The 21,274-nt window shown below is 60.1% G+C and carries 16 protein-coding genes, 3 pseudogenes and 1 riboswitch; of the genes and pseudogenes, 14 read left to right on the top strand and 5 right to left on the bottom strand.

Annotated features, from left to right (window positions below; translation table 11 throughout):
* Positions 1-53: 53 nt before the first annotated feature.
* Complete coding sequence (locus P0D84_RS33900) at positions 54-344, top strand: MafI2 family immunity protein (RefSeq protein WP_408344007.1); 291 nt, start codon at positions 54-56, stop codon at positions 342-344.
* Positions 345-413: 69 nt separating this feature from the next.
* On the opposite strand, the gene P0D84_RS33905 is transcribed toward P0D84_RS33900, so the two are convergent.
* Together P0D84_RS33905 and P0D84_RS33910 are read right to left on the bottom strand one after the other, a co-directional pair.
* A complete protein-coding gene (locus P0D84_RS33905; protein ID WP_408344010.1) occupies positions 414-803 on the bottom strand; it encodes a hypothetical protein in 390 nt (129 codons plus the stop codon).
* Between the two features lie 97 nt (positions 804-900).
* Complete coding sequence (locus P0D84_RS33910) at positions 901-1,263, bottom strand: helix-turn-helix domain-containing protein (protein WP_209938301.1); 363 nt, start codon at positions 1,261-1,263, stop codon at positions 901-903.
* Positions 1,264-1,413: 150 nt separating this feature from the next.
* Between P0D84_RS33910 and P0D84_RS33915 the strand changes: the two genes are divergently transcribed.
* Both P0D84_RS33915 and xerC (P0D84_RS33920) read left to right on the top strand, forming a co-directional pair.
* The gene (locus P0D84_RS33915) at positions 1,414-4,428 is read left to right on the top strand and encodes a CHC2 zinc finger domain-containing protein (protein WP_408344015.1); all 3,015 of its coding nucleotides are present in this window, start codon (positions 1,414-1,416) and stop codon (positions 4,426-4,428) included.
* On the top strand, positions 4,425-5,561 hold the full coding sequence (xerC, locus tag P0D84_RS33920; RefSeq protein ID WP_408344018.1) for a site-specific tyrosine recombinase XerC: 1,137 nt from the start codon (positions 4,425-4,427) through the stop codon (positions 5,559-5,561). The genes P0D84_RS33915 and xerC (P0D84_RS33920) overlap by 4 nt, the downstream gene beginning before the upstream one ends.
* A 1,556-nt stretch (positions 5,562-7,117) precedes the next feature.
* On the opposite strand, the gene P0D84_RS33925 is transcribed toward xerC (P0D84_RS33920), so the two are convergent.
* Together P0D84_RS33925 and P0D84_RS33930 are read right to left on the bottom strand one after the other, a co-directional pair.
* Positions 7,118-7,363 carry a SymE family type I addiction module toxin gene (locus P0D84_RS33925; RefSeq protein ID WP_408344020.1) on the bottom strand — a complete coding sequence of 82 codons (246 nt, stop codon included), beginning with the start codon at positions 7,361-7,363 and terminating at the stop codon, positions 7,118-7,120.
* A 102-nt stretch (positions 7,364-7,465) separates the two neighbouring features.
* Positions 7,466-7,828, bottom strand: coding sequence for a helix-turn-helix domain-containing protein (locus tag P0D84_RS33930; RefSeq protein ID WP_408344023.1), 363 nt, complete (start codon positions 7,826-7,828; stop codon positions 7,466-7,468).
* Positions 7,829-7,979: 151 nt separating this feature from the next.
* Here P0D84_RS33930 and P0D84_RS33935 point away from each other — a divergent pair, with 151 nt between their 5' ends.
* The 7 genes and pseudogenes from P0D84_RS33935 to P0D84_RS33970 all read left to right on the top strand — a co-directional run bounded on the left by P0D84_RS33935 (position 7,980) and on the right by P0D84_RS33970 (position 16,003).
* Positions 7,980-11,045, top strand: coding sequence for a CHC2 zinc finger domain-containing protein (locus P0D84_RS33935; protein WP_408344026.1), 3,066 nt, complete (start codon positions 7,980-7,982; stop codon positions 11,043-11,045).
* Positions 11,045-12,106 (top strand): site-specific tyrosine recombinase XerC, encoded by a 1,062-nt coding sequence (xerC, locus tag P0D84_RS33940; RefSeq protein ID WP_408344028.1) that lies wholly within the window; start codon positions 11,045-11,047, stop codon positions 12,104-12,106. The genes P0D84_RS33935 and xerC (P0D84_RS33940) overlap by 1 nt, the downstream gene beginning before the upstream one ends.
* A 480-nt stretch (positions 12,107-12,586) precedes the next feature.
* A pseudogene (locus P0D84_RS49190) lies at positions 12,587-13,081 on the top strand (RHS repeat-associated core domain-containing protein); the annotation flags it as partial.
* Entirely contained in the window at positions 13,069-13,500 is a 432-nt protein-coding gene (locus tag P0D84_RS33955) for a DUF6896 domain-containing protein (RefSeq protein ID WP_408344034.1), read from the top strand. The pseudogene P0D84_RS49190 and the gene P0D84_RS33955, both read left to right, overlap by 13 nt.
* A gap of 125 nt (positions 13,501-13,625) precedes the next feature.
* Positions 13,626-13,897, top strand: a pseudogene (locus P0D84_RS33960) (RHS repeat-associated core domain-containing protein); the annotation flags it as partial.
* A 594-nt stretch (positions 13,898-14,491) separates the two neighbouring features.
* Complete coding sequence (locus tag P0D84_RS33965; RefSeq protein WP_408344037.1) at positions 14,492-14,623, top strand: hypothetical protein; 132 nt, start codon at positions 14,492-14,494, stop codon at positions 14,621-14,623.
* A 237-nt stretch (positions 14,624-14,860) separates the two neighbouring features.
* Complete coding sequence (locus P0D84_RS33970; RefSeq protein WP_408344040.1) at positions 14,861-16,003, top strand: RHS repeat-associated core domain-containing protein; 1,143 nt, start codon at positions 14,861-14,863, stop codon at positions 16,001-16,003.
* A 293-nt stretch (positions 16,004-16,296) separates the two neighbouring features.
* On the opposite strand, the gene P0D84_RS33975 is transcribed toward P0D84_RS33970, so the two are convergent.
* Positions 16,297-16,524, bottom strand: a complete 228-nt coding sequence (locus P0D84_RS33975; protein ID WP_408344043.1) for a hypothetical protein — start codon at positions 16,522-16,524, stop codon at positions 16,297-16,299.
* Between the two features lie 78 nt (positions 16,525-16,602).
* Here P0D84_RS33975 and P0D84_RS33980 point away from each other — a divergent pair.
* The 4 genes and pseudogenes from P0D84_RS33980 to P0D84_RS33995 all read left to right on the top strand — a co-directional run.
* A pseudogene (locus P0D84_RS33980) lies at positions 16,603-16,719 on the top strand (RHS repeat-associated core domain-containing protein); the annotation flags it as partial.
* A gap of 195 nt (positions 16,720-16,914) precedes the next feature.
* A riboswitch (cobalamin riboswitch) is annotated at positions 16,915-17,112 on the top strand.
* 147 nt (positions 17,113-17,259) lie between these two features.
* The gene (locus tag P0D84_RS33985) at positions 17,260-19,179 is read left to right on the top strand and encodes a TonB-dependent receptor domain-containing protein (RefSeq protein WP_408346247.1); all 1,920 of its coding nucleotides are present in this window, start codon (positions 17,260-17,262) and stop codon (positions 19,177-19,179) included.
* Positions 19,180-19,364: 185 nt separating this feature from the next.
* Complete coding sequence (locus P0D84_RS33990) at positions 19,365-19,811, top strand: SRPBCC family protein (RefSeq protein WP_408344046.1); 447 nt, start codon at positions 19,365-19,367, stop codon at positions 19,809-19,811.
* A gap of 146 nt (positions 19,812-19,957) precedes the next feature.
* A complete protein-coding gene (locus P0D84_RS33995; protein WP_408344049.1) occupies positions 19,958-20,995 on the top strand; it encodes a LacI family DNA-binding transcriptional regulator in 1,038 nt (345 codons plus the stop codon).
* The last annotated feature ends 279 nt before the right edge of the window (positions 20,996-21,274 follow it).

Here is a 21,274-nt window from a genome sequence, read left to right on the forward strand (position 1 = left end):
TGGTGGGAAAGGTGCCCACATTGTTCCGGCGCTACCTGATATTGGTGGATAAATTGAAAGACGTCGATTTCAAGCTGATTATATTCACATCCTTTCTTGGGGCAGTAAGAGAGGGTGTGAGGGCAATTGCATACGAGTGTTCAAGCGACTTAATAACAATATATGGATATCTGGACAGAAACCCAGAGGATGAAGACTATGAGGTGATGGACGGTGCAGTTACTGAAATAATGGCGTCATACCCAAAGCTTACGCAGCAAAATATCGTTCTAGAAAAGACTGATGACCCAATCGGAAAATTACACCCATACAGTGGCTGGGTATTCGTGCGTCATGAGGATTGAGAGAGCGTGCGTTAATAAGTAAAGTAATGAAGGGCCGCGTGCGGCCCTTCATTACTGGTCACGACCGGATCAGCAATTCGAGTGGTGCGAAGCGGAGCGGTTTCTGCGTTGCGGGCGCTTGGCTTCCTGTGCGCGCCATGCGCTGCCCAACTGGTCACTCTGGGCCTTGAGTTCAATGGTCCGTTCCGCGCGTTCGCGCGCTTTGGCGGCGTCATCGTATTCGGGTGTCACCGTGAGGCTTTGCCGGATGTAATCAATCGAGACATTGACACGCTGGCCAGCTTTAAAGAATCCTGCTGTTGCGAGCCACAGGTCGATATGTCCCCAGGGCATGAAGGGCTGCTGCGGTTGCATCAATTGTGCAGTCGATGGCGCGTCGGGTGTATCGCGTAGCGTCGCCATTATGTGCCCCGTGCGTTTCGTTCTGGGTGGACGTGCTTTAAGATTGGCATCAGCCATGATCAACTCCTGTAGTGAGTTGGTGGTGGTCAGCGGGCGGTGAGTGTTGGTAGCACTCATCGCCCGCGCTTCGTTTACTGCGTTACCTCTTCTTTTTTTATTGCTGCGCCTGCGCGAGCACGGCTTCGAGCATCTGCGCGACGAACTGCTGCTTGGCCCTGGGTAGCTGCGCGATGGCTTCGATGTGCTTCTGCCATCGGGGCATGGGGCCGCGCTTGCGTGGTGAGCTATCGGGCTCGCCGAACAGTTCCTCCAGCGAGACCGACAGGGTTCGCGCCACGACCGGCAGCGCCGAGACCGGAATGCGCCTGCGTCCTACCTCATACGACTGATAGGTTTGCTGGGACACGCCGAGTGTCTCGGCGAGCTTTACCTGCGTGATGTTGCGCGTCTTGCGGAACTGGGCAATGCGTTCGCCCAGGGCGATAAAAAACGCACGCTCATCGTCGGTGATAGACATGGCTGATGTCGGAACTTCATGTGTGAAGACAGCCACAAGATACCCCCGGTTCTACAAAACAATGTCCAGTATACTTCAAAACGAAGTATACTGACTGTGAGTTATTTTTATGCAAACCCCCTTGACAGGGTTTTAGCCAAAGGACGGTTTATGGCCCGCATCCCCGAATCCGAGCTTGAGCGCATGAAAGCCGAGGTATCGGTGGAGCAGCTCGTGCGCGCGCACGGCATCGAGCTTGGGAAGTCGGGCAAGGACTGGCGTGGCCGATGCCCGTTCCATGACGACAGCACGCCGTCGCTGGTGGTGACGCCTTCGAAGAACCTGTGGCACTGCTTTGGCTGCGGGCTCGGCGGTGGTCCGGTGGACTGGGCGATGAAGGCCAACGGCATCTCGTTCCGTCACGCGGTGGAGCTGCTGCGCGAGGGCATTCCTTCCTTAGCGGCTAAAGCCGGGACGGCGCATTCCACGGTGCGCGCACTGCCCTCGCCGGTGTCGGCGGGCGCGGACGATGCGGCGCTGCTGGAGCAGGTGGTGGATTACTACCATCAGACGCTGAAGAACTCGCCCGAGGCGATGGCGTACCTGGAGAAACGCGGCATTGCGGGGGCGGTGGAGCACTTCCGGCTGGGCTATGCGAACCGGACGCTGGGGCTGCGGCTGCCCGAGAAAAACCGTCATGCGGGTGCGGCGATGCGCGCGCGATTGCAGTCGGTGGGGGTGCTGCGCGAGAGCGGGCATGAGCACCTGAACGGATGCGTGGTGTTTCCGTGGTTCGATGAGTCGGGGCACGTGGTGGGCCTGTACGGCCGCAAGATACTGGACAACCTGAGACCTGGCACGGCGTACCACCTGTACCTGCCGGGACCGCATCGGGGTGTGTTCAATGCGCAGGGACTGTGCGGGCAGAAGGAAGTGATCCTGTGCGAGTCGATCATCGATGCGCTGACGTTCTGGTGTGCGGGCTATACGAACGTGACGGCGTCGTTCGGCGCCGAAGGGTTGACGGCGGATCATCTGGCGCTGTTCGAGGCAGAGCGTATTGAGCGCATCGTGTTTGCGTACGACAACGATCAGGCGGGGCGCGAGGCGATGGACCGGCAGGCCGGGCGGTTGATGGTGAAGGGGTTCGGGTGCTATCGCATCCGGTTTCCGCACGAGCTGGATGCGAATGCGTATGCGCTGAAGGTGACGCCGGTGGCGAAAAGTCTGGGCGTGCTGGTGCGGCGGGCGGAGTGGCTGGGCAATGGCGTTGCGCCGCCGCGTGAGGTGGCGTTGCCGTTGCGATTGGGAGAGGTGCCGGAAAGACGCGATGACGCGGCGCCAGGCGCTGCACCTGAAGCGGCTCCCTCTTTAGCCGCTAAAACCGTGCGTTCCGTGGTGGAGACGGTCACGCCGCTACCAGCGGCCGCTGAAGCGGTCGCGCCGTCGTCCGATATCGCCTGCGAAGTGAGCGACACGGAAATCGTGTTCCCGTTCGGCGTGGTGCGCTACCGCGTGCGTGGGTTCGACGCGAAGGCCACAGCAACGGCGGGCGCGCTGAAGGTCAATGTACTGGCCAGCGCGGGAGAGCAGTTCCATGTCGATACGTTTGATCTTTACCACGCGAAGGCGCGGGCCAGTTACATCGCGCGGGCCGCGGCGGAATTGCGGGTGAAGGAAGAGACGGTGAAGGCCGATCTGGGGCGCCTGCTGCTGAAGCTGGAGATGTTGCAGGCGGCGGTGGATGTGCCTGTGTCATCGGCAGAAACCATGACGGTCGACGAGAAACGCGCGGCGCTCGATCTGCTGCGCACGCCCGATCTGCTGGTGCGGATCGTGTCGGACTTCGCGGCGTGTGGCGTGGTGGGTGAAGAGACGAACAAGCTGGTGGGCTATCTGTCGGCGGTATCGCGCAAGCTCGACACGCCGCTGGCGGTGGTGATCCAGAGCTCGAGTGCGGCGGGTAAATCGTCATTGATGGATGCGGTGCTGGCCTTCGTGCCCGAAGAAGAACGGATCAAGTACAGCGCCATGACGGGGCAAAGCCTGTTCTACATGGGCGAGATGAACCTGAAACACAAGGTGCTGGCGATCTGCGAGGAGGAAGGCGCGAGTCGGGCGGCGTATGCGCTGAAGCTGTTGCAAAGCGATGGTGAACTGACGATTGCGTCCACGGGCAAGGATGCGAATACAGGCAACCTGGTGACGCAGGAATATCGGGTGGAAGGTCCGGTGTCGATCATGCTGACGACGACGGCCATCGAGATCGATGAAGAGTTATTGAACCGCTGCCTGATCCTGACGGTGGACGAGGGCCGCGAGCAGACCGAGGCGATTCATCGTTTGCAGCGGCACAAGCGCACGCTCGACGGGCTGAAGCTGAAGGCGCAGAAGGAACAGATCCTCGCGGTGCATCGCAACGCACAGCGGTTACTGAAACCGCTGGCGGTGGTGAATCCGTTTGCGGACCAGCTCACGTTCCTGTCGGATCGCACGCATACGCGGCGCGACCATGAGAAGTACCTGACGCTGATCGACACGATTGCGCTGCTGCATCAGTATCAGAGGGAGGTAAAGACGGTGCGGCACGCGGGTGCGGAGCTGGCATATATCGAAGTGACGCTGGCCGACATTGAACAGGCGAACCGGATCGTGCATGAGGTGCTGGGACGCTCGCTCGACGAGTTGCCGCCGGTGACGCGGCGGGTGCTGGCGCAGATTGCGGCGGCGGTGAAAGCGAAGCCGTTGCCGCGTGAATCGGTGAGGTTTAGCCGGCGCGAGGTGCGGGAATGGACGGGCGCGAGCGATACGCAGACGAAGCTGCACCTGTCGCGGCTGGCCGAACTCGAATACCTGCTGATCCACCGCGCGCCGCGCGGTCAGGGCTTCGAATACGAACTGATCTACGACGGCGACAGCAGCGATGCGACGCACCTGGCGGGGCTGATCGACGTGGAGAAATTGAAGTACGACGCGCAGCGGTCGGGGGTAAATGGCGAGTGGTCGGCCCTTGGTCGGGGTGCGGTCGGCCCCCGGTCGGCGGGTGGCCGGGATGAGAAAAATCCTGCTGGAGCCGATGAGCAAAGGCCGTGCGGGAATGCATCGATGAACGGCCTGAAAACGCACCTCTCCGGGAATCGAAATCCTGTCGTCGTAGGCGCATCGTTGCAGGAGGGTGCGTCATGAGCTACCAGCCAGTGCGGCCGAACAAACGGGTGCAGGGCCGCCGGATGGCGGCATACAGTCGTCGCGTCTCGCCCGCGAGGTCGGCGGGGGAGCTGCTGCCGACGTGGGCGGCGTACCTGCACGCGCACGCCGAATGGCTGCGGATGATGGCGTATGCGGAGACGACGGTGAAGACGGGCCATAACGCGCTGGTGGACTTCGTGCGGTGGTGCCAGACGCGCGCCATCGAAGGGCCGCAGCAGTTGACGCTGAAAGTGCTGGAGCAGTACCAGCGTGCATTGTTCCTGTATCGCAAGGCGAGCGGCGAGCCGCTGAGCACAGGCGGCCAGGTGATCCGTTTGCAGACGCTGAAGCGCTTCGGGCGATGGCTCGCACGGGAAGGCTACCTGCCGTTCAATCCGGCCTCGGAACTGTCGATGCCGCGGCTGGCGCAGCGCCTGCCGCGCTCGATCCTGTCGGTGGCGGAGATCGGGAGTCTGCTCGCGCAGGCGGACGTGAGCACGTCAGTGGGCCTGCGCAACCGGGCCATCGTGGAAGTGTTTTACTCAACGGGTTTGCGACGCTCGGAGATGGCGAAGCTGGCGACGTATGACGTCGATCACGCACGGCGGCTGGTGATGGTGCGCGAGGGCAAAGGGAGGCGTGACCGGGTGGTGCCGATCGGCAAACGTGCGTTGCAGTGGCTGGACCGGTACGTACTCGAAGCGCGCGAGGAACTGACGACGGGCGGTCATCATGCGATGTGGGTGACGGACTTCGGTGAACCGATGGACGCGTCGTACCTGGCGCATATCGTGAAACGGATGATGGAGAGCGCCGGTATCCGGAAGACCGGTTCGTGTCATCTGCTGCGGCATGCGATGGCCACGCACATGCTGGACAACGGAGCCGATACGCGGTTCATCCAGGCGATGCTGGGTCACACGTCGCTGGCCAGCACGCAGATCTACACGATGGTGTCGGTGGAGAAGCTCAGGCGGATCCACGCGGTGACGCATCCGGCGCGTGCCGATGGTGTGATGCATGAGCCGGAGGCGGAGGACGACGCTGAAGTGGCCGATGCGGTTTCCCTGTTAGCGGCTATCGACGCCGAAGCGGCGCAGGACGCGTCAGAAGAAAGTGATGAAGGATAAAAAGCAGAAGCGGCCTTCAGCCGTGAACCTGGAGGGCCGGGGGTAAATGGGCCTGCGGCCCATTTAACATAACCGCTGGGAAATTATCGAATTCCGGCGGGCTGGCGCAGGTTTTACGGTCAGGTGCCAGCCCGCCGGAATACGATAATTTGCGTTATGTCGGGCGCCCCCGGCCCGCCGGGTGCGCGAGGCGCACACAAGGAAGTCAGGGCCATAAAGCGGCCATGATCCTGGAGCACGAACACATCAAGGTCAGGCGCTGCGCGCAGGCCAGCATCAGGGGCCGCGGCGCGGCCAGTCAATGGTGTGAACCCCGCCCACCCGGCAGTCTGCTGCGCTCGGGCTGCGGCCGCAAGCGGCCTTCGCTCCGTGCTCGCAGCCTGCCTCCCCGTCCGCCCCCAGGGGGCTCCCCCAGTGCGCCGTTACTGCGTAACGGAAAACAAGCCCCCACACCTGAAAAACCAAAGCGTGCTTCGCATGCGGTGCAAGCCGCCCTGTCGTCTTGCACCGCATGGCCGAGCGTAGAACCCTGGTGGCCGTCAAGGCCGAGCCCTGCGGGCGCGCGTTGCGCGGCCTTGACGGAATCGGCGTTGCGTTGGCGTGCGAAGGCTTGCGCGCTCATGGAGCAGTGGTCCACACACGCCCTGTTCCGCCGGGTTTGCCGTCGCCCTGCGGGCGCCGGCAAACCCGGCGGGATGTGGTTGCGATGTCGGATGTTATGGCACTGCGCGCCTATCCTGCGCGGCGGTGACCCGAGGGAGAATGCGGGTTGTTTCGAGATACGTTGGGCCTGAAAATCGCGTCTGGGAAAAAATTCGTTTCAGCGGACGTGGTGATGGTTGAAAGCCTTGCTGGCTAAGGGAAAGCGGCCCGCGCGAGGGGGAAGCACGGCAGGGTAAAAAGTTTTCCAGTACGCACCTAACCCAGTAGGCTGGATCGATCCACTCGGGTTGATAAAGCTAGGGTATGACAAGAATACGAGTACGTGGAGCACGCCGAATGGCTTGAACTATGGGCAGGGCTCTGCTCAGGGAAATCGGATCAAGCACGTGTTAGACCACGAGTCTCCGAATTCAAAGAAGACAACACATTCCGTGTTTTGTACATGCAAGAGGGGTGGGTCATTGGATTTGGTAGATGAAGCGTGGGCGCAACGTGGCCAGCCGTTACCAAATGATCCTGGCGCCTATGTCGTGCCAATGGGGAAAGTGGTTGGTACTGCTGGAGAAACAAGTGTAAAAATAATTACCCGACCCGGTACAAACGAAATTATTACGGCATACCCTATACATTAGCGGAGTGGAAAAGTGATTTGCCCAAGGTGCGAACAAGATGAAATCGTTGAAGCAAAGATTAAAGCAAATAGTCGCTTGATCTATGTATGCCCAGAATGCGATGCAACTTGGTTGTCTGCCGATCAGATAGGTTCCCATGGTTTCTTAGACTATGGCACATACATGAAAGGGATTGGTTTGTCCCAGCTATGGGATGAACTGGAAGTTATAAAAAGAGTTTGATCGAAACGAAGGCCGCAATTGCGGCCTTCATTCATTCTGTCATCCGAGGTCGGGCCTGATGGTGAGCTGGGCGTAACGGTAATCGATGCTGAAGCTGACGCGCTCACCGGGTTTGAAGCCAGCAGAGGCGAGCCAGTGGTCGGCGATTTCCATCCACGGAAAATAGGGCTGGCCGTCCGGTTGCGTCGGACCTGGATCGGGGTTGTTTCGCAGGATGCCGCTGCGATGCTCGTACTCAGGTGGACGAGGTTTGCGGGGTTGTGCTTTATGATTGGCGTTAGCCATGGTCAGTTCCTCCGTTGAACTGGTGGTGGTCAGCGGGCCGCGAGTGCTGGTAACACTCACGGCCCGCGCTTCGTTTACTGCGTCACATTCCCTTCTTCCCTTCTACTGCTGCGCCTGGGCCAGTACGGCTTCGAGCATCTGCGCGACGAACTGCTGCTTCGCCCGGGGTAGCTGCGAGATGGCTTCGATGTGCTTCTGCCACCTGGGCATCGGGCCGCGCTTGCGCGGTGAGCTCGCGGATTCGCCGAACAGTTCTTCCAGCGAAACCGAGAGTGCATGCGCCACGCTCGGCAGCGTCGAAACCGGAATCCGCCTGCGTCCTACTTCATACGACTGGTAGGTCTGCTGGGTCAGTCCCAGCGTTTCAGCGATCTGCGCCTGCGTGATGCCGCGTGCCTTGCGGAACTGGGCCATACGCTCGCCCAGCGCAACAAAGAAAGTACGTTCGTCGTCGGTGATCGGCATGGCTGTTGCGCCCATTGAGTGCATTAAAACAGCCATAAAGATACCCCCGGATTTGCAAAACGCAGTCCAGTATACGTCAATTTGACGTATACTGGTATCGAGTTATTTTTATGAAAACCCCCTTGACAGGGTTTTAGCCAAAGGACGGTTTATGGCCCGCATCCCCGAATCCGAGCTTGAGCGCATGAAGGCCGACGTGTCGGTGGAGCAGCTCGTGCGTGCACACGGCATCGAGCTGGCGAAGTCGGGCAAGGACTGGCGTGGGCGGTGTCCGTTCCATGACGACTCGACGCCGTCGCTGGTGGTGACGCCGGAGAAGAATCTGTGGCACTGCTTCGGCTGCGGGCTCGGTGGTGGTCCGGTGGACTGGGCGATGAAGGCGAACGGCATCTCGTTCCGGCACGCGGTGGAACTGCTGCGCGAAGGCATTCCTGCTTTAGCGGCTAAGGTTGGAACGGCACATTCCACGGTGCGCGCACTGCCCTCGCCGGTGTCGGCGAGCGCGGACGATGCGGCGCTGCTTGAGCAGGTAGTGGATTACTACCATCAGACGCTGAAAAGCTCGCCCGAGGCGCAGGCGTATCTGGAGAAACGCGGCATCGCGGGCGCGGTGGATCACTTCCGGCTGGGCTATGCGAACCGCACGCTGGGGCTGCGGATGCCGGACAGCAAGCGTCAGGCGGGGGCGGCGATGCGGGCGCGGTTGCAGTCGGTGGGCATGATGCGCGAGAGCGGGCATGAGCACCTGAACGGCAGCATCGTGTTCAACTGGCGTGATGAGTCGGGTCATGTCGCGGGCTTGTACGGGCGCAAGATTGCGGACAACCTGCGCCCGGGCACGGCGTACCACCTGTATCTGCCGGGACCGCATCGCGGGGTGTTCAACGCCAAGGGTTTGCGCGGGCAGCAGGAAGTGATTCTGTGCGAGTCGATCATCGACGCGCTGACGTTCTGGTGTGCGGGCTATACGAACGTGACGGCGTCGTTTGGTGCCGAAGGGTTCACGGAGGATCATCTGGCACTGTTCGAGGCGCAGCAGATCCGGCGTGTGATCTTTGCATACGACAACGATCAGGCGGGGCATGGGGCGGCGATCAAGCTGGCCGACCGGCTGATGCTCAAGGGGTTCGGGTGCTATCGGATCCGGTTTCCGCACGGGCTGGACGCAAATGCGTATGCGTTGAAGGTGACGCCGGCGACGAAGAGCCTGGGCGTGCTGGTGCGGCGCGCCGAATGGATGGGCAATGGGATTGCGCAGCGTCGTGAGGTGGCGATGCCGTTGCCACCTCACGACGCTGCGGTGTTACGCCCGAAGGAAATCCCGGCGTTACGCGGTAACGCGGCGTCAACCGCTGCGCCTGAACCAGCCCCCTCTTTAGCTGCTAAAACGAGGGCTGAACCCGCGTTGGCACCAGAAATACATCCTCGTGGCGTGCAGAAATCACACCCTGTGATAAATGAAGCGCCGCTGCCTGCAAGCGTTGAACCTGCCGCGCCGTCGCTCAACATCGAATGCGAGGTGAGTGACGCTGAAATCGTGTTCACGTTCGGCGCGGTGCGCTACCGGGTGCGCGGCTTCGACGCGAAAGCGACGGGCGTGCTGAAGGTCAATGTGCTGGCGAGCTCAGGCGAATGGTCCCACGTCGACACGTTCGACCTGTATCACGCGAAGGCGCGGGCGAACTACATTGCGCGGGCCGCGGCCGAGCTGCGGCTCAAAGAAGAGACGGTGAAGGCCGACCTCGGGCGCATGCTGCTGAAGCTGGAGATGTTGCAGGCGACGGCCGATGCGCCGGTGGCCGGTGCGCAGATGAGCGCCGACGACGAGCGCGCGGCGCTTGATCTGCTGCATTCGCCGGACCTGCTCGGTCGGATCGTGTTGGACTTCGCCGCGTGTGGTGTGGTGGGCGAAGAGACGAACAAGCTCGTTGGATATCTCGCGGCAGTGTCGCGCAAGCTCGATGCGCCGCTGGCCGTGGTGATCCAGAGTTCGAGCGCGGCGGGCAAGAGTTCATTGATGGATGCGGTGCTCGCGTTCGTGCCCGAAGAAGAGCGGATCAAGTACAGCGCAATGACGGGCCAGAGCCTCTTTTACATGGGCGAGACGAACCTGAAACACAAGGTGCTGGCGATCTGCGAGGAAGAAGGCGCGAGCCGTGCGGCGTATGCGCTGAAGCTGCTGCAAAGCGATGGCGAACTGACGATTGCGTCGACGGGCAAGGATGCGCAGACGGGTAACCTGGTGACGCAGGAATACCGTGTTGAAGGGCCGGTGTCGATCATGCTGACGACGACGGCCATCGAGATCGATGAAGAGTTATTGAACCGCTGCCTGATCCTGACGGTAGACGAAGGCCGCGAGCAGACGGAAGCGATTCACCGGCTGCAACGGCAGAAACGCACGCTCGACGGGCTGAAGCTGAAGGCACAGAAGGAACGGATTCTGTCGTTACACCGTAACGCGCAGCGGCTATTGAAACCGCTGGCGGTGGTGAACCCGTATGCCGATCAGCTGACGTTCCTGTCGGACCGCACGCGCACGCGGCGCGACCATGAAAAATACCTCACGCTGATCGACACGATTGCGCTGTTGCATCAGTATCAACGCGAAGTGAAGACCGTTCGGCATGCGGGCGCGGAGCTCGCGTATATCGAAGCGACGCTGGCCGACATCGAACACGCGAACCGGATCGTGCATGAAGTGCTGGGACGTTCGCTTGACGAGTTGCCGCCGGTGACGCGGCGGGTGCTGGAGCAGATTGCAGAGGCGGTGAAGGCGAAGCCGTTGCCGCGCGAGTCGGTGAGGTTCAGCCGGCGCGAGGTGCGGGAGTGGACGGGACAAAGCGACACGCAGACGCGCGCGCATCTTGAACGTCTCGTTGAACTGGAGTATCTGCTCACGCATCGCGGCCAACGCGGTCAGAGCTTCGAATACGAACTGATCTATGACGGCGACAGCAGCGACGCGACGCATCTGTCGGGCTTGCTGGATCCCTCTACGATTCGAAGTTCGCGGGGGCAAGGTGGGCAGTTCGCGGGGGCAACGCGGCCCCAGAACGCCCCCATATCGGCCCCATCGCGGGGTGAGCAAAATCCTGCTGAGGCAGACGGCGCAAGGCCGAGCGGGAGTGCGTCGATGAATGGCGCAAAAACGCACGTCCCTGAGCATAAAAGAATGGGCGTTGCCGCTTCGTCGTACAGGCAGGAGGCGGTGTGATGGTGCGACCGAAGAAGCGTCGGCTGAGGCGGCAGGCGGCGCCGCGTGGCCCGGCACAGGTTCAGTGGACCGGTAACGGCCTGATGACGTACGTGCGGCTGTATCTGGACTGGTCGGCGCTGAATGTGACGGCGGCGACGGTGACCAACCGCAGCCGCACGCTGGAGCGGTTCGTGTCGTGGTGCGAGGTTCGTGGGTTGAGCCAGCCGGACGAACTGACGCGCGCGGTGTTCGAAGCGTACCAGCGGTATCTGTACCTGTACCGTAAGGACAATGGCCAGGCGCTGGCGATCCGTTCGCAGCGGGCGTTGCTCACGCCGCTGATGGGCTGGTGCGGGTGGATGTCGCGCGAGCGGTATGTGCCGTATAACGCGGCGGCGGAAATGGTGTTGCCGAAGAAGCCGTTCCAGTTGCCGAAGGTAGTGCTGTCGGTGGCGCAGGTGGAGCGGCTGATGGCGCAGCCGGATGTGCAGGCGATTACGGGTGTGCGTGACCGTGCGATGCTGGAGGTGCTGTACAGCACGGGGTTAAGGCGTATGGAGCTGGCCGCGCTGACGGTATCGGACGTGGACACGCACACGCGTACGGTCCGGGTGAGGTGCGGCAAGGGTCGGCGCGACCGGCTGGTGCCGGTGGGCGAGCGGGCGTGTTACTGGGTGGAGCGGTATGTGCAGGAGGAGCGCGCGGCACTGATGGTGCGCGCCGATGAGTGGATGCTGTTCCTGACCGATTACGGTACGGCCTTCGAGTTGGGGCAGTTAAGCGGGATCGTGAGCCGGTACATGCGGCGCGCGGCGATCGTGGATGGATCGTGTCATGCGCTACGGCACGCGTGCGCGACACACATGCTGGAGAACGGCGCGGATGTGCGGTATATCCAGGCGCTGCTGGGTCATGCGGAACTAACGAGCACGCAGATTTATACGCAGGTGGCGATTGGCAAGCTCAGGCAGATCCACGCAGCGACGCATCCGGCGAAGCTGACGCGCGACGATGAGCTCGCCTCTCTCCTGGCGGCCATCGACGCCGAGGCGGCCGAGGACGCGCTGGAAGAAAGTTAGTAAGGTAAAGGCACATGCGGCCTGCGGCCGGAAACAACGGGGGCCGGGGGTAAATCGTCTGCCCCTGCGGGCCAGCCGATTAAACATAACGCCTGGAAATTAGCACCGTTTGGCGGGCCGCCCGGCAGGAAAGAGTCAGGTGGCAGGCCCGCCAAACGGTGCTAATTTGCGCTATGTCTTGCGCCCCCGGCGGGCTACATGGAGATCAACGAATCGATGGCCAGAAGAAGGCGCGGCGGCAGCATAGGCGTGTGGTGCCAAAGTGTCTTACACGGTCCAGTGCCGGCGACCTTCCTATGCTGCATCCTTCGATGCGGGATGCTCGCAAGTCGTGCAGACCGCCCTTGTTTCGAGATGCGAACGATCTGAGAATCGCGTCTGCGAAAAAATTCCAGGCGCCGGAGGTAGTGAACGCTGGAAGCCTTGCCTGATAAGCGGAAGCGGCCCGTGTGAGCGGAGTTTGCGTCAAGCGCAACAGTTCAGGGGCAGTATGCGGATCACGAAACGGGGCTGCACTATAACCGGCATCGGTACTATGATCCGCAGACGGGGCGGTTCATCAGTAAGGATCCGATAGGCCTCGCAGGCGGCATCAACTTCTATCAGTACGCGCCGAATCCGATCGAATGGATTGATCCACTGGGGCTGGATAAAAATTGCCCGACGATGGTTAACCTAAGACGATTGATGTCTCGTCAAGGTCCAAGTGAAATGACGGGAAATAAAATCAAGCGATATACATCTGCAATGCGTGCACAAGCTGGTTATGGAACATTTCCGCCTGTTGAAGCGGCCGATGTTGGAGGCGGGCAACTCGTCATTGTCGATGGTCATCATCGCGCCGAAGCAGCAACAAAAGCCGGCCTCTTGGCGATTCCTGTAAACATCTCCACTGCGTCGCCAGAGGAAGCTGCTCAACTTAAAGATGAGGCTGCGATGGCAAAAGCAGAGAGGACGGAACGATGCCGATATTGACTCGCGATAATTTTGTAACGGCGCTAATGGAGTTCGTTGCACTGCAATCTGCTTTGCAAGACAAACTCTTCAAAAGCAATGCCACAGCTCAAGATTGGAAATATCTGACTGATCTGCCTCGCTATGGATGTGTACATGCCCAATGTGCTAAGTGGAATTACTCTCGACATGGCTTGGGCGTAAGGTTTGAGAATGAAGATGGCATTGTTGTTGATGTGCACAATCACATTTTGGAAAAAGGTGTCGTTGACGCCCATAGAATGAACGAATTTATCCTTTCGAAGCATGCGAACTTGGTGTGCAATCCAGATTTTTATAGCGAGTGCGAAGAGAGGCTCAAGGATGCCGAGATGATCGGGGTGGTTGGGAAAATAGATGGAGAAGAAAAATGTTGGATATTGCTACGCTGGCCCCGATAGACGAAGGCCACCTAATTCCGCTTCTCTTTCATTGCTTCGGTTGACTATGTGACCATGCACTACAACTTCGACGATCGGCGTAATCTGCGCGCACAAGTGATCAATGAGGATGTAACGGATGCAAAGGGGAGATTGCTTGGAGCGCACGGTATTGGGCGTGGGATGATACAAAGAAAGTCATCAGCGAGGCCGCCCGCAAGGCTGGTATCAGGAACCCGATCCGCTTCCAGGGGCAGTATTATGATCACGAAACGGGGCTGCACTATAGCCGGTATAGGTACTATGATCCCAACACCGGCCGGTTCATCAGCAAGGATCCGATTGGCCTCGCGGGGGGCTGAATGCGTTTGCGTATGCGCCCAATCCGGTGCAGTGGATCGATCCGCTGGGTCTGAGTGGCATAACGCCACCAACGATAACGGCAAGCGACATTACTGATAGGACGCGCACAGAGATTCGTGATTTAGCAAATCAGAAGGGACTTGTTTTGGCTAAATCGGATGCGACAGGCGCACCGATAAAATGGAAATGCCCGTGTACAGGGAAAGAGCGTTTGAGGTTGGATCGAGGTCATAAAGACCCGGCAACAGGGTTGCCATCCAACGATCCTAAAGCGGCCGTTGACCATGTGCATGCATACGATCCGACAGGTAAAGTCAAGGTTGTATCGCCAGATGATGGAAACCCGCACTTCCCGACTACAGGTGAATAGAAATGCAACAAAATACATCGAATCAAGACTATTTCGAATCGAGCGATGGAGCTGTCCGGATATGGATTGAACAAGGATCGTCTATCCATATCAAGGCCGCGACAAAAGAAAACGATCCTGTCGAGCTATCTGAGTCGGAGGCACTTGAGATAGCGGAAATACTTAGGTGCTTTGCCAGCCGAATTTAATTTATTTGGTAATCGAAGGGCGGTGTGCGGCCCTTCGTCACGTGTCATTGCCCGATTATAAATTCGAGGTGTTCGGCCCGGAGCGGTTTCTGTGTCGTTGGCGCTCAGCTTCCTGTGCGAGCCATACGCCGCGCAGTTCGTCATTCTCGGCCTTGCGCTCAATGGCCCGTTGTGCGCGCTCACGCGCCCTGGCGGCCTCATCGTATTCTGGGGGGCGCCGTGAGGCATTGCCGGATGTAGTTAACCGAGACATTGACGCGCTGGCCGGTGCTGAAGAGATTGCCTGCGCCTAGCCACCTGTCGATATGCTCCCATGGCATAAAGGGCTGCTGCGGGCGCGGTGGTGTATCCAGTGAATAGCCATCTGGCGCATCGCGCAGCGTGACGGTAATCCTGCCACTACGCGAACGCGCCGAAAGCCGATGAACTGAACCGCACGCGCACCCATGCGGACGGCGGCGTGGAGTTCATCAACGGCACCGCACGCGCGGAACAGGTGGTGCGTTTCCGCTATGACGTGTTCGGACGGCGCACGATGAAGGAAGTTGAACGGGCCGGTGGCGGGGTCGATCGCACGGTGTTTACGTGGGACGGCGACGTGCTGCTGATGGAGGAACGTTTCCACGAGCCGTTGCGACCAACGCGCGACGTTCGTCCGTATCGCTATCGCTCGGCGCGGCTGGTGCGTGAGGATCCGAACGATCCATATTCGTTGCCTGTCGCGCAGCGCATGCATACGCTGGCTGAAGAGCATCAATGGCAGGCCGCATCGATTTATCTGTATGAAGCGGGTTCGTTTGTGCCGCTTGCGCGGCTTGATGAAACGATAGTTGAACATGCGCATCTGGCGACTGGGACCGACGGGCGCTATGTCCAAATGCCGGCGGTGACGCGACATGTCACGGTGTTTTATCAGAATGACCATTTGGGCACGCCGCAGGAGCTTACGGATGAGTCGGGGAAGGTGGTGTGGCTCGCGCGGTTTAAGGCGTGGGGGGGATGGAAGGATACTTGGAGGGAGAAGCCGGATCCGGTGGGGGGTGGTAATGCGCTGTGTTTTCAGGGGCAGTATCATGATGAAGAGACAGGGTTGCACTACAATTGCAACCGCTACTATGATCCGGCGACCGGCCGGTTCATCAGCAAGGATCCGATCGGGTTACAGGGCGGACTCAACGCGCATCAATATGCGCCCAATCCGCTTACATGGGTTGACCCGCTCGGATTGACAGGGGACGACGTATATCGAGCGATGAAAACCGGAAGCGATGGTTTCCCTATTGCTGAGCCTACGGCGCGTGGACTTGGTGCGCGTCCTGGTGTCGATATTCCTGTCGGCTCGGATGGGATGGTTCACCCAGCCACGGGAGGAATTTCGGTTGCGCCGGGATCAGCGGCTAACCTTCCGCCTCATAGGCGTCCGGCAAGTATGGGCGGCACTGGAAAGGACTGCGCATGCATGCTGAACACGGCGAATCTTCCAAATACCCTCAAGTACGTTCAGGATAGTGCCAACCATGGGACGATCCAGCCGAGTACAAGCATGTCCTTGTCTGACTATCAGGCGGCCCTTGCCTCAACTCGTGACAAATGGGTGAAGTAATGAATGCCGAACTGGATAGCGTGCTAGATAGAGAGCTGCGTGATGCATTGGAGAGGAATTGCGACGTCAATTTACTACGAGCGATTCTTGTGAAATACCGGGAGAAGAATTTTAGTTCGGGATCCGTGTATAGGCTTCTCGACTCCTTGAGGATTGGCGCAACGGAAGACATTGAAGACAGAGTTCTGGAGTTGATGGATATTGTGTCTGGATTCTGTTCTCCCGATATGCGAGTGTGGTAACAACGAAGGGCCGCGATTGCGGCCCTTTGCATGTCTATCCGGTGGTAATGGTCAGTAGCGGGTTATCTGCGCCTGCGCGCGCCATACCTTGCGCAGTTCATCATTGGTGGCCTTGCGCTCAATGGTCCGTTGTGCGCGCCCACGCGCCCTGGCGGCCTCATCGTATTCCGGGGTCACCGTGAGGCTTTGCCGGATGTAGTCAACCGAGACATAGACGCGCTGGCCAGCCTTGAAGAACTTCTCCGCGCCTAGCCACCGGTCGATGTGTTCCCAGGGCATGAAGGGCTGCTGCGGTTGCGTGACTGTTGCAGTCGATGGCGCGTCGGGCGCATCGCGTAGCGTCGTGCTTATGCATAAACGGCGCTGCACTACGACCGGTATCGGTACTATGATCCGACGACGGAGCGGTTCATCAGCAAGGACTCGATAGGGCTCGCGGGCGGCATCAAGCTCTATCAATATGCAAACAACCCCGCACTGCGGCCCTCTCGTTTCCATCCGGCAATGCACAGAGTCCATGCCACGAAAACGCCGCATCAAAACCTCACCCAAAAAACCATTCGCCAACCTATATCAACGCATCGCCTGATCCGAACAAGAAAACCACAATCACAGTGACGAACAGCGTACCGCAAACGCCGTAGTAATTGACGTCACCACCACGCATCGCTACCCTTCCGCCTTGATGGTTCCCATCAACCGGGATCAAAAGGGAACGCAGTACGAGCAGCGATGCTCCGAGTCTGCGGCTGTCCCCGCAACTGTAAGCGGCGAGTCCGTGCCATTCATGACCACTGGAGCACCGGGAAGGTCGGCACGTGACGTTGACCCGTGAGCCAGGAGACCTGCCATCAAACCGAGGTCTGCGCAGCCGCATCGGGCGGGGTGTCCCGATGTGCAAGCACCGCCTATGCGGCGCCCGTTGCAACGACAGCCCAAGCCTCAGGATCAGTCATGTCCACCGCCGTTCAAACCGGTTCCCCGCAGGGAACCTTGCGCCGACACGTCGTCGGCATGTATAGCGTTCTCGCCGTGTTGTCAGTCTCCGCATGGCAGGTTGCACAGGCCGCGGACGACACATCGTTGCCACTGCCCGCGCAAGCGTCGGCCGAAACCACGCTGCCGAATATCCTTGTCACCGGCGACACCCAACACCTGCCGCAATCGTTCGACCAACGCTACGCCACGACCCAGGTCCTCACGCGCGCCGATCTCGAGCGTCTGTCCCCGGCCAACCCGAGTATCACGCAAGCGCTCGCCACGCTGCCCGGCGTCACCGTTTCGCAAAACGGCGGCCCCGGCTCCTTCGCTTCAGTCAGCATCCGGGGTTCATCCGGCAGCCAGGTCGCGGTGTTTATCGACGGCATCCGGGTAGGCTCCGCAACCACCGGCCAGGCCGCGTGGGCGGATCTCTCAACCTCCTCGTTCGACCGTGTCGAAGTCATCTCAGGGCCGGCGGCCGCGTCGTTCGGTGCGGCTGCGATGGGCGGCGTCGTGCAACTGTTCACCAATCACGCATCCAATCAGCCGAACCAGACCACGATCTCCGTAGGCGGCGGTTCGAACAAAACCTTCGACACGCAAGTCCGGACCTCCGGCAGTATCCCCTCCACTGGTCCGCTCTCGGCACTGTCCGGCCTGACCTACTCGCTCGGCCTGCACGACTACAACACCGCTGGGATCGATGCGACCCAGCCGTATGCATTCGGTCACGAGGATGGCCGAAACCCGTACCATGCTCAGGACGTGGATGCGCGCCTCGGCTATGCGCGCGACAACTGGTCGCTCTCCACGTTCGCCCTGTACCACACGTCCGATCTTTCGTATGACAGTGGCGGTGGCGACGATCGCCAGCTCGATCATCAGTTGACGACGGGCCTCGCGTTTCACCTGGACATTACGCCGACCACCCAGTTCGACCAGTCGGTGGGCTACGCCACGGACCGCCAGTTCCTCTATGCGAACAATCCCACCATTCCGACCGATGAGATCGACTCGACGCGTTTCAGCACGTCAACCTCGTTGACCCATCAGGAAAAGGCGCTGACGTTGTTCGATCTACCGCTGTCCGGAGAGACGAAGCTCGCCTACGACTTCAGCCGCGAGCAAGCTTTCCTGCCGGTCGATATCCCTCAGGGCGTGCCGACGCGCAACGATTCAGCGGTCTCACTCCATCAGTCAGTCACGCTCGGTGCCCTGACGGTGTTCCTTGCGGGCCGTCACGAGATTATTCAGGGCCGTTCGGTCAATACCGGCAATGTCGCCGTGGCCTATGCGATCACCCCGGTGTATACGGCGCGGCTTTCGTATGGCAATGCATTCCGCCTGCCGACCTTCAACGACCTGTACTACCCAGGCTTTGCGAACCCGAACCTGTTGCCCGAGCGCAGCGACACGATCGAGGCGGCGCTGGACGCAACCACCTCGTTCGGCACCTTCACGGCCGCCGTTTATGACACCCGCGTCCATGACCTCATCTCGTACAACTCCGCGACGTTTCTGCCCGTGAATATTGGACGGGCGCACATCCAGGGCATCGATCTGTCGTACAAGGGCACGCTCGGCAAATCGACGCCTGTCAGCCTCGCGATCGGCCTGCTGAATCCGCAGGACGTGACCGACCAGACGTGGCTTAACCGCCGCCCGCGCCAGACGGCCAGTCTGAGCGTCGATCACACGTGGGACGAGTTCCATCTTCACGCGCTCAGCACCGGCGTCTCGCTGCTTTATGGGGGATCGACCTTCGACGACCAGCTCAACTCGATCTATCTGCCGTCGTACACAACGGTCGCTTTGCGTGCTGCTTATAAGGTCAATTCGCATCTGACCGTGTCGGCGAATCTGTCGAATCTGTTTAATCGACAGTACGTCACTGCATATGGGTACAACACTTTGGGACGTACGGCGTTTGGCAAGCTGGCTTATACGTTCTAAGCGGCAAATGGCCCTCCCGGTGGCATGAACGGCTGGGAGGGCGCCGGTTCCGGTCCACACTCTGAACCGATCGATGGACCATCGCCTGCCCAGGGTTTTTCCTGGTCTCAACCTATGTCGATATCCGGATCATCGAATCGTCGTAGGAGTATGTCCAACTTCTCCAAGTGAAAGGCGAACACACCATGACTACCGGAACCGTCAATCTCCATCGCGTCTTGCGCGCTACGCCCGAACGCATCTATCGGGCCTTCCTCGAACCCGACGCGATAGCGAAGTGGCTGCCGCCCTATGGCTTCACCTGTCAGGTCCATCACCTGGAGGCCCGCGTGGGCGGCACTCACAAGATGTCCTTCCGCAATTTCACCACCGGCAACGGCCACTCGTTCGGCGGCGAGTATGTCGAACTGGTGCCGTTCGAGAAAATCCGCTACACGGACCGATTCGACGATACGAACCTGCCTGGCGAGATGCACGTCACCGTTTCATTGCGGCAGGTGGTCTGCGGGACCGAGGTCACCATCACGCAGGCGGGCGTGCCCGAGGTCATTCCTGTGGAGATGTGCTACCTCGGCTGGCAGGAGTCGCTTGCTCAGCTGGCTAAACTGGTTGAGCCCGAGATTCCGGATTGACTGACGGCGCGGGCATGGGGATGCGGTCTGTTGTTCGGGGTGACGCCCGTGTGTTGATGTAGCCCACGCGTCGCAACATTCGATCGCTGGCGAATTGCAACGGGCTAAAATAGGGCGTTGCCCTTTTCGCACAGACGTGCCCGTCCATGACGATCAAGAGACGCTCGACAATAAGCGAGCTTGCGGAATTAGCCGGTGTTCATGCGTCCACCGTGTCCCGCGTGATGAACCCGGCCACGCGCCACCTGATCGGCGCCGAAGTCACAGACCGTGTGCTCAAGGCCGCCCAGAAGCTCAACTACTCGCCTAACCGGATTGCGGCCACCTTGCGAACCAGCCGCTCGGGCACCATCGGGGTCATCCTGCCGGACATCACCAACCCGATCTTTCCGCCCATCTGCCGCGGTATCGAGGACGAGCTCGCCAAGCGAGGCATGCTGCCGTTGATCGCGAATGCGGCGGGCACGATGGAGCGCAAGCGCTTCGTCGTCGATCAGATGGTGGGCCGGCGCGTCGACGGACTGATTCTCGCCACCGCCGAGCGAAACGACCCAGTGCTCATGCATTGCCTGGAGGAAGGACTTCCGGTCGTCGTCGTCAACCGCAGCGACGATAGCGGCCGCGTGTCCTGCGTGGTCGGCGACAGCCACCTGGCAATGCGGCTGGCCGTCGCTCATCTGACCCAGCTTGGGCACAGCCACATCGCCCACGTTGGCGGCCCCATCGAGCTGTCTACCGGTTTCCAGCGCAAGCAGGGGTTTCTCGACGCGCTCAAGGAAAACAGCCTGAAACTGAGTGCGTGCCCTGTCGTGCAAAGCGACGCTTATTCACGTCCGGCAGGCAAGGCCGCTTGCAGCGCGCTGCTGGAAAAGCGCAAGAAAATCACGGCGATCGTCGCGGGCAACGATCTGATCGCGCTCGGCTGCTACGACGCGCTGCACGCGGCGGGGTTGCGCTGTCCGGACGATGTTTCGGTGATTGGTCACAACGACATGCCCCTGATGGATTCGGTCGCGCCCGCCATGACCACCATTCATCTGCCCTTGTACGAGATGGGCGCGAGGGCTGCCGCATTGATCATCGACACCTTGCAGGGAAGCGGCAAGGGGAACGTCAACGTCGTTTTGCGGCCCGAACTGATGATCCGCGAGTCGACCGCGGCGCCCTCGCCGACGCGCGTGTAAAGCGCGCCCGTTCGCACGGTCTGGCACCGAGGTCCCGGCTGCATTGGTAGCGGTCAGGTTACGCGTATTCGAAGTGTGTCTCCTTGCCGCGAAAGTCACCCCGCGTCTCGTCCATGGTCACGACATGTGCGTTCTTGATCAGTGTGTAAGCCATTAGTACTCTCTTCCCGTCTGCAGATGACGGTACCGCTTCAACGAACGACCGGCGCGCGGCACCATGAATTTACCCCTTCAAACGCTATTCATTGACGCAATCGATTGCGCAAATGTACGCTTGCC

This window comes from Paraburkholderia sp. RL17-337-BIB-A, from assembly GCF_046025895.1.
In the GTDB taxonomy this organism is placed as follows: Bacteria; Pseudomonadota; Gammaproteobacteria; order Burkholderiales; family Burkholderiaceae; genus Paraburkholderia; species Paraburkholderia fungorum_C.

Bases quoted from the DNA above. Each gene is read 5' to 3' on its own strand.
- P0D84_RS33905 (WP_408344010.1), bottom strand. From the start codon at position 803: ATGGCTGATGCCAATCTTAAAGCACGTCCACCCAGAACGAAACGCACG.
- P0D84_RS33910 (WP_209938301.1), bottom strand. From the start codon at position 1,263: ATGTCTATCACCGACGATGAGCGTGCGTTTTTTATCGCCCTGGGCGAA.
- P0D84_RS33915 (WP_408344015.1), top strand. From the start codon at position 1,414: ATGGCCCGCATCCCCGAATCCGAGCTTGAGCGCATGAAAGCCGAGGTA.
- xerC (WP_408344018.1), top strand. From the start codon at position 4,425: ATGAGCTACCAGCCAGTGCGGCCGAACAAACGGGTGCAGGGCCGCCGG.
- P0D84_RS33925 (WP_408344020.1), bottom strand. From the start codon at position 7,363: ATGGCTAACGCCAATCATAAAGCACAACCCCGCAAACCTCGTCCACCT.
- P0D84_RS33930 (WP_408344023.1), bottom strand. From the start codon at position 7,828: ATGCCGATCACCGACGACGAACGTACTTTCTTTGTTGCGCTGGGCGAG.
- P0D84_RS33935 (WP_408344026.1), top strand. From the start codon at position 7,980: ATGGCCCGCATCCCCGAATCCGAGCTTGAGCGCATGAAGGCCGACGTG.
- xerC (WP_408344028.1), top strand. From the start codon at position 11,045: ATGGTGCGACCGAAGAAGCGTCGGCTGAGGCGGCAGGCGGCGCCGCGT.
- P0D84_RS33955 (WP_408344034.1), top strand. From the start codon at position 13,069: ATGCCGATATTGACTCGCGATAATTTTGTAACGGCGCTAATGGAGTTC.
- P0D84_RS33975 (WP_408344043.1), bottom strand. From the start codon at position 16,524: ATGCCCTGGGAACACATCGACCGGTGGCTAGGCGCGGAGAAGTTCTTC.
- P0D84_RS33985 (WP_408346247.1), top strand. From the start codon at position 17,260: ATGTATAGCGTTCTCGCCGTGTTGTCAGTCTCCGCATGGCAGGTTGCA.
- P0D84_RS33990 (WP_408344046.1), top strand. From the start codon at position 19,365: ATGACTACCGGAACCGTCAATCTCCATCGCGTCTTGCGCGCTACGCCC.
- P0D84_RS33995 (WP_408344049.1), top strand. From the start codon at position 19,958: ATGACGATCAAGAGACGCTCGACAATAAGCGAGCTTGCGGAATTAGCC.